Raw genomic sequence first — 6,428 nt, forward strand, 5'->3', positions numbered from 1 at the left:
GAGGACCCCCATGGCCGCCAGCGGGCCAGATCACCGGTCCGGTAGCGCCGTCCGCCCGGCGCGAACGGATCCGCGGTGAACGCCGCCGCGGTCGCCTCGGGCCGGTTCCGGTAGCCCCGGGCGACGCCCGCACCGCCGATCCACAGTTCTCCGGTGACTCCCGGCGGCACCAGCCGGCCCATGGCGTCCAGCACGTAGGCCGTCTCCCCGGCCAACGGACGGCCGATCGGCACCGCCTCGCCGACGGGCGTCCCCACCTGCGCCACGGTCGAGTAGACCGTGCTCTCGGTGGGCCCGTAGGCGTTCCACAATTCGCCTGTCCGCGCCAGGAGTTCGCGCGCCAGCCCGGGGTCCATCGGCTCGCCGATGCTGACGACGCGCACCCCTGGGGCCGACCACTCGGCGGCGACCAGCATCCGAAGCGTGGTCGGCGTGGCGGTCATCAGCGTCACCCCGGCCCGGTCGATGAACCGCGCGACGGCATACCCGTCGACCGCGGCCTTGCGGTCCAGCATCGCCAGCCGGAGTCCGCAGGCCAGGCTGACCCAGAGTTCGAACCCGAACACGTCGAAGGCCGGTGACGTGAGACCCAGCATCACGTCGTCGGGCCGGATGCCCGGCCTGATCCGCATCGCGGCCACGAAGGCCGCCAGGCTCGCGTGAGTGACCTCCACGCCCTTGGGCCGGCCGGTCGAACCGGAGGTGTACAGCACGTACGCCAGACCCTCGGGCGCGGCCTCGGGCAGCCTCGTGGGCCCGGGGTCGGTCAGGCCGCCCAGGTCGAGGACACCGACGCCGACCGATTCGCCGAGCTCGCCGGCCAGCGCGAGGGTCTCCTCGGCGGCGACGACGACGGTTGCCCCGGAGTCGGCGAGTTGGCCGCGCAGCCGTTCGGTGGGCTGGTCCGGTTCCAGGGGAACGTAGGCCGCACCGGCTCGCAGGACGCCGAGCAGGGCGGCGGGCAGGTACCGGTCGCGGGGAAGGCAGACCCCCACGGTGAATGCCGCCGCCGGTCCTGCCGCGGGCTCGGCCGGTCTTCTCGCGAGCAGGGCCGCGGCCACTCGCCGGGACCGTTCGGCCAGTTCCGCGTAACTGAGTTCACCGGCCGAGTCGGAGGCGGCCACCGAGGCCGGTCGCTGGGCGGCCTGTTCGAGAACGGCCGCCACCACGGTCCGCGGACCGCCGGCCGGCAGCGGGACTCCGGTGCCGGCGGCGAGCAGAGCGGCCTTCTCCGCTCCGCTCACCAGCTCCAGGGCCGACAGCGGAAGGTCCGGATCGGCCGCCGCGGCGCGCAGGACCCGGAGCAGCCGGTCGGCGAACGCCTCGGCGTCGGCCGGGCCGAACCGGTCCACGTCGTACTCGATCTGGAGCTCGGGCCCCCGCGCCGTCTCGTTGACGAACACGGTCAGCGCCGCCTGCGTCCCGCCGCTGCTCACCTCGCCGAGCAGCTCCAGACGGACGCCGTCGTGCTCCACCGCCACCGGGAGGCCGGCCGGCTGGAGCGAGAGCACGACCGGGGTGCCGATCGTTCCCCGGGGGTGTTCGACGCCGGCCGCCTCGAAGGCGTCCTGCACGGTGAACCCCGGATGGTCCATGACGCGGGCAGTCGTGGCGGAGGCACGGCCGACGGCGCTCCGGAAGGACAGTCCCTCCGCCAGCCTCAGTCTGATCGGCATGATGCCGACCAGTGGCCCGACGACCGCCTCCAGGTCGGGGTGCGCCCGGTGCGCCACGGCTGCGCCCAGGACGACGTCGGACCGGCCGGTGAGGCCGGCGACCAGCACACCGAGCGCGGTCAGGAACATCGAGAACGGAGTGGATCCGCAGTCGGCCGCGAGCTCGCGCAGCATCGCCGCCGTGTCGGCGTCGAGGGGACGGGCCAGCCGTTCGCCGACCAGTCGACCGGGGCTGGTGGGCCCGGCGGAGAGGAGGTCGTGCGGCGGGACGGCGTCCGCCAGCTCCCGGGCCCAGAAGGCCCGCAACTCCTCGACCCGGTCGGGCCCGGCGGCCAGCGCGCGCTCGTGCAGCGCGATGTCGCCGACCTGTACGGGCGGCGGCGTGATGTCCGAGCCGCTGCCCGACCCGTGGTCCGCCCCACCACCCGGGACGCCGACCAGCTCCGACATCAGGACGCCGATCGACCAGCCGTCGAACGCCACGTGGTCGGTCACGACGACCAGTTCGGCGGTGTCGTCGTCGAGCCGGAGCAGGGTGGCCCTGAGGAGCGGTGTCTCGGTGGCGAGGTCGAACGCGTGGCCCGCGGCCGCGCGAGTCAGCTCGGCCGCCCGGCTCACCCGCTCCGCCTCGGGCACTCCCCTGAGATCGTGCTCCTCGAACGGCACCGGGGCCGGCGGGCGGACCAGCGCGACCGGTTCGTCGTCCGCTCCCCGACCCGAGGCGTCCACCACGACGCCGGCCGGCACGACGCTGCGCAACACCTCGTGCCGCTCGACCACCGCGTCCAGCGCGGCCCGTAGCCGCGCCGTGCCCCGCAGTCCGCGCAGGCCCAGTCGGAAGGCGATGGTCGTGGCGCGCTCGGCGGAACTGACCTGCCGCAGCAGCCACATCCCCTGCTGCGCGGACGTCAGCGGGTACGTGTCCCGCCCTGTGTGACGGACCAACGCGGGCTCCGGCCCGGTGCCCGGGCCGTCGGCCGACCGGGCTCGCAGCAGCGAGGCGAGTCCGGCGACGGTGGGCGCGGCGAGGAAGCCCGCCAGCGGGACGGTCGTTCCGAAGTCGCGGCCCAGGACGGCACAGACGCGGGCGGCCGCCAGGGAATGGCCGCCGAGCGCGCCGAAGTCGTCGTGGATGCCGACATCCGCCAGACCGAGGACACCGGCGACGACCGCCGCGATCCGCTGCTCGGTGTCGGTGCGCGGGGCGACGTACTCGGTGTCGACCCCGCGGCCGAACTCCACCGCGGCCAGTGCGACGCGATCGGCTTTGCCGGTCGGACCGACGGGCAGGCGGTCGAGGACGGCGATCCGGGACGGCACCAGGTGGTCCGGCAGCCTGTCCCGGAGCCAGGCACGCAGCCGCGCCTCGGTGAGCGTCCGGTCGGCCGACTCCGCGTAGGCCACCAGCTGCCGGGTGCCGTCCACGTCCGCCGGCGCCAGCACCACGGCGTGCTGGACGGCCGGGTGTCCCGCGAGCGTCGCCTGGACCTCGCCCGGCTCGATCCGGAAGCCGCGGACCTTCACCTGGTCGTCGACCCGCCCGGCGAAGTGGTGGAGCCCGTCCGCCCGCCGGACCAGGTCGCCGGTCCGGTAGTGCCGGACTCCGGCCGCATCCGTGACGAACCGTTCGGCCGTCAGCTCCGGCCGGGCCAGATAGCCCCTGCTGACCAGCGGACCGGACACCCAGAGTTCCCCGACCTCGCCGTCGCCGAGCGGGTTCCCGGCGCTGTCACGTATCGAGAGGCCGCTCTGCGCGTAGGGCGACCCGATCGGCGGCTCCCCCCGCCCGGCCCTGGGCACCTCGTGGGTCACGCAGCTGACAGTGCATTCGGTCGGGCCGTAGCTCTGGACGACCCGTCGTACGCCGGCGTTGGCGTAGATCCGGTCCGCCAGGGCCCGGGTGAGCGGTTCCCCGCCCGCGCGGACGGTGCGCACGCCCGGTGGCAGCGGCTCACGCACGAGCGCGGCCAGTACGGACGGCGTCCCGTAGACCATCGTGACCTGGTCCCTCGCGGGCAGGGCCGGCAGCGCGAGCAGGTTCTCGGCCAGGATCACCGTCCCGCCGCCGAGCAGCGGGAGGAACAACTGGGTCACCGACGGGTCGAAACAGACGGACGTCGCGGCCAGCATCCCGCGGAGTTCGCCGGCCGAGTACACGGACGACTCCCACCGCAGCAGGGCCGTCACATTGCGGTGCTCGACCACCACGCCCTTGGGCCGACCGGTCGAGCCCGAGGTGTACATCACGTACGCGGCGTCCGTCGGCTCGCCGGACATGTCGAGGGCGGCGCGGTCGTCCGCGCCCGGGACCACCGTCTCGACGAGCAGCAGGTCGACGCCGGCGGCCCGGCGGACGTCGCCGCGGCGCTCAAGGACGGCCGACGAGGAGACCAGGTGGGAGATCCCGGCGTCCGTGGCGATGAACTCCAGGCGGTCCGCCGGGTGGGCCGGATCCAGCGGCACGTAGGCCGCACCGGCCTTCCAGACCCCCAGCAGCGCCGGGATCAGCCACTCGTCGCGGTCCAGGCAGACCCCCACCAGCGAACCCCTCCCGACGCCCAGGCGGCGCAACTCGCGGGCCACGGCGGCGGCCCTGCGGTCGAGCTCCGAGTACGTGGTCCGGGCCGACCGCGCCACCACGGCGATGTCGTCCGGGGTCCGTCTCGCCTGTTCCTCGAAAGCCCGATGAACCTGGCCGGTTTCGGACATGCTCGCCGACGTCATTGTCGATCCCCCTCATGAACGCGCCACTGCACCGGATCCACGTCCGTCGGGTTTTCGGTGCAAACGCCCTTTTGAGCGCTGGTCAGTTGTCATTGCCGATGCTGTGTGCGGGCTGATGCCGAGTGCGGTCGGGCAGCCCAAGAAGGTCAGCTCGAAGGCATTTCGGGGCGGGCCTCCAGCGACGCGCCCACCGTACTTGCCGTCTCCGGTGGGGTCCATAGCTGTGATCGGCTTGTCAGCCGGTACCCCCTCGGCCGCGACGCCGACCGCGGTCCCGCCGGTGTCGATCCCGCACGCTTCACAAGGAGCGTGCGGGATCGACGGGTTGGCGTGGGATCAGCCGGCGAAACGCCAGATGTGGTCGTCGTAGCCGTCGTAGACGCCGCCGTGCCACGAACTGTCGTAGCAGGGGTAAACGGTCAGGGGCAGGTCGTTGGCCCGGTCACTTCCGTCGCCGGCCCAGCCGGCGAGGTCCAGGCAGAGGCCGTTCCGGTAGTTGACGATCCCCCATCGTGGGCGGTTTGGGCGGGAATTCCGTGCGTGTATCGCCTGGCTCCGACAGAGCTGCGATCGGGCACGAGGATAGGGGGGTCGAATGCGGCGCGAACCGTCAAGGATTCGATTACGGCCGAAAATGATCGCGCGACCGAAAGGCGCCGGTGATCCAGGTCAATCCGGGCGAGCGGCCCAGGCCCGGCCTGACGAAAAACAGCAGACGCCGTGACCGGCGTGCGGGGTTTCGCCGAGGCGCCGTGCCGACAGGCATCCCCGCTTCCTCGCCGACACCACCGGTGACGGACGCCGCGGTCGGGGAGGGCCACACCTGTGGGCCCACCGTGCACGGGTGCCCGCAGCCGGCCGTGCCGGTCCGCCTCCGGAGGGCACCGGCACCGTAGGGTCCGCTCCGAGGGAAACGGGGCCGACCGGTCACCCGGACCGGGGCGCCACGACGGCGCCGGGCCACGGCAGAGACGAGACGAAGGGAAGCTCACGTGCGACAGCGCAGTCTGCGGGACCTCCAGGTATCGGCCATCGGCCTCGGCTGCATGGGGATGTCCGCCTTCTACGGCACGGCCGACCAGGACGAGGCCACCGCGACCATCCGGCACGCCCTCGACCTCGGCATCACCTTCCTCGACACGGCACAGGTCTACGGACCGCTCACCAACGAGTCCCTGGTCGGCGAGGCCGTCCGGGGACACCGCGACGAGTACGTGATCGCCACGAAGTTCAACTACCGGATGGACAGCGCCGTACCGGGCGACATGTCGACCGTGGGCCGCCAGGACGGCTCCGCCGAGCACGTCCGCGAATCCGTCCACGGTTCGCTCGCGCGGCTCGGCACCGACCGCATCGACCTGTACTACCAGCACCGGGTCGACCCGAACGTGCCCATCGAGGAGACCGTCGGCGCCCTCGGCGAACTGGTCGCCGAGGGCAAGGTCCGTCACATCGGGCTGAGCGAGGCGAGCGCGGAGACCATCCGCCGCGCCCACGCCGTCCACCCGGTCACCGCCGTCCAGAGCGAATATTCGCTCTGGACGCGGGACGTGGAGGCCGAGGTCCTCCCCGCCTGCCGGGAACTCGGCATCGGCTTCGTGCCGTACTCCCCGCTCGGCCGCGGCTTCCTCGCGGGTCGCTTCAGCTCCCCGGACGAGCTGGACCAGGACGACTTCCGCCGCACCAACCCGCGCTTCACCAGGGCCAACCTGGCGGCCAACCTCAAGCTCGCGGAGAAGGTGAACGAGATCGCCGCGGAGAAGGACGTCACCCCTGCCCAGCTGGCGATCGCCTGGGTCCTGGCTCGCGGCGAGGACCTCGTGCCGATCCCCGGCACCAAGCGCCGCACCTACCTGGACCAGAACGCGGGCGCCGTCGACGTCGAGCTCACCGCGGACGACCTGGCCCGCATCGACGCCGAGCTGCCCGACGTGGCGGGTGAACGCTACGACGAGGACGGCATGCGGGCGGTGAACCGCTGACCGACCGGTCCGACGTCACGGCGGCCCCCGCCCCCACCCCCCCCCC

2 protein-coding genes are annotated in these 6,428 nt (G+C 73.2%); one reads left to right on the forward strand and one right to left on the reverse strand.

Features of this window, described 5'->3' with window-relative positions; genetic code table 11:
• Nucleotides 1-4,385, reverse strand: a 4,385-nt coding sequence (locus tag ACIQOV_RS21720) for an amino acid adenylation domain-containing protein (protein ID WP_401050792.1), incomplete at its 3' end; no start/stop codon positions are given.
• Between the two features lie 1,007 nt (nt 4,386-5,392).
• Here ACIQOV_RS21720 and ACIQOV_RS21725 point away from each other — a divergent pair.
• Nucleotides 5,393-6,382, forward strand: coding sequence for an aldo/keto reductase (locus ACIQOV_RS21725; RefSeq protein ID WP_401050794.1), 990 nt, complete (start codon nt 5,393-5,395; stop codon nt 6,380-6,382).
• The last annotated feature ends 46 nt before the right edge of the window (nt 6,383-6,428 follow it).

It is taken from the genome of Kitasatospora sp. NPDC091257 (assembly GCF_044757675.1).
GTDB lineage: Bacteria > Actinomycetota > Actinomycetes > Streptomycetales > Streptomycetaceae > Kitasatospora > Kitasatospora lactacystinica.